The sequence below is a fragment of the Candidatus Woesearchaeota archaeon genome (assembly GCA_003694805.1).
Taxonomy (GTDB): domain Archaea; phylum Nanobdellota; class Nanobdellia; order Woesearchaeales; family J110; genus J110.
On record RFJU01000049.1, the window covers coordinates 1 to 1,730 of the forward strand.

Sequence of the window (1,730 nt, forward strand, 5' to 3'; positions counted from 1 at the left end):
AATGCAGGATTGTGAAAAATTTCCGATTGCGAAAAAAAATGCCCTTCCGAAAAATTTCAGGCCCCTGAACGGCCGAAGTGAACTACAAACTACCAACAAAAAAAGCACGTGTGCAACGTGCTCATTTTCAGGTGTTGTCTTTGTTGTGCAGCTTGTAGTGCGCTTGTAGTCTGAACTACAAAATGCACTACAAGCCGAAAATGTAGTCACCTGTAGTGCAGATGTAGTGCAAATGTAGTTCACTGCACTACAAGCACAACATCACCTAAAGCACTGATTTTCTTTGCTTTTGCAAACTTTGTTTCATGAAACGATTTGTTGTAGTTCATGTAGTTCACAAACAGAGTGCTTTGTAAAATTTCGCTGCTTTTTTTCGGCAGTCAGTAAAACGCACACGTACCTTGCCGCGGTCAGATTCATCGTAAAAAGACGAAAGCGTTTCAAAAAACCTGAAACGCTTTTTTGCATTTGTATTGCTTGTGAAAAAAAGCCCATTCAGGCCCTGAAACGGGTGAAACAAAAAATGCCGATGCAACGGAATGTTGCACCGGCCGGCCCGGGTGCCCACCCTCAAACGAGGCGCTTGCCCGGGCAAAGTCGCTCACTCTGTGCTCTTTAGGATTTGTTTCTGAAAACAAATTCTTTCACCATGTCCATCGTCTTCTTCTTTATCGTGAAGACAATGGCCAGGCCATCGTCTATGCCGAAAGTCACTTTCCTGTCTTCGAGGCGAAATTCGCCTTCTTTGACAGGAAGTTGTTCCAGTCTGTACTTGCGCAACTTGAGCATGTTGCGCAAGCAGAAAATCCTTGCTGCAATCTCCTCGTCTTCGTGGATGTCTTTGGGAATCTCTTTCGCAAACAAGTCCCATCCCTTGATGTCCCCAATTTTCATGGCATCTACGCACAAAGTGCGAAAGATGGCATGAATGGGATCATCATCCAATTCCACTACAATATCGCCTGCCATTGTGGCTTAGGCAAGCGTTTCGGGGTTGTAGTGGTAAAAGTTCCACATCAGGGAAGGCAATTCGCCTGTAATGGCATACAGGCCAATGTGTACATAGTCCCTCATACTCCACAAATTTAAAGCCCCGCACGCCGTGGGGCGTGGGGGCTGGGTGGTCAGGAATCCGGAATTATTTCAACACAGGTTGCAGCATTTCGTACTGCTTGCCGATTTCGAACTGAATGAGCGACTTGTAGTCGCGCCACTGGGTTGGGTCAACGAAGGGAATGTCTTCGCAGACATCCACGGCAGCTTCATACTCTTCGATGCTGTCGTAAGTAATGATGCTGCAATCGTCCTTCACGATCAGGATGCCAGGCGCGCCACGGCTCGGTTTGCGAACGAAGATCGTGCCAGGCCAGGCGACGACGAGATCGTCGTCCCAGTCACCTACCCGGCCTGCGATCCCGAAGGCACCATGCCCGCGTGCGACAACCATGAAGCGGCCAGCGAGCGGGATGTTCCGGCCGTCCGCATTGCGGATGTAGGCCCCACTGCAACTCATGCGCACGAGCGCAGCCTCGGGGGTCGATGCGTCGGATGCGAGAATCTTCGGACGATTCGTGCGCGAGAGTGCGATGCGAACGAAGTCAGCTTTCACGGCATCGGGGCTGATTGCGATCGGGGTGAACTTGCGCCCACGTCCTTGCTCGCCAAGCATGACGAAGGGCATGGCACCCTCATCGTCAGCATTACAGGTGATCAGGCTGCCTTCGCGGAAT

The 1,730-nt window shown here is 50.5% G+C and carries 3 protein-coding genes; all 3 read right to left on the reverse strand.

The features are described from left to right. Nucleotides 1-334: 334 nt before the first annotated feature. The 3 genes from D6783_01995 to D6783_02005 all read right to left on the reverse strand — a co-directional run bounded on the left by D6783_01995 (nucleotide 335) and on the right by D6783_02005 (nucleotide 1,681). On the reverse strand, nucleotides 335-568 hold the full coding sequence (locus tag D6783_01995) for a hypothetical protein (GenBank protein RME53436.1): 234 nt from the start codon (nucleotides 566-568) through the stop codon (nucleotides 335-337). Nucleotides 569-615: 47 nt separating this feature from the next. Further along, nucleotides 616-969, reverse strand: coding sequence for a hypothetical protein (locus D6783_02000; GenBank protein ID RME53437.1), 354 nt, complete (start codon nucleotides 967-969; stop codon nucleotides 616-618). A 169-nt stretch (nucleotides 970-1,138) separates the two neighbouring features. After that, on the reverse strand, nucleotides 1,139-1,681 hold the full coding sequence (locus D6783_02005) for a hypothetical protein (protein ID RME53438.1): 543 nt from the start codon (nucleotides 1,679-1,681) through the stop codon (nucleotides 1,139-1,141). Nucleotides 1,682-1,730: the final 49 nt, after the last annotated feature.

Bases quoted from the DNA above. Each gene is read 5' to 3' on its own strand.
- D6783_02000 (RME53437.1), bottom strand. From the start codon at position 969: ATGGCAGGCGATATTGTAGTGGAATTGGATGATGATCCCATTCATGCC.
- D6783_02005 (RME53438.1), bottom strand. From the start codon at position 1,681: ATGCCCTTCGTCATGCTTGGCGAGCAAGGACGTGGGCGCAAGTTCACC.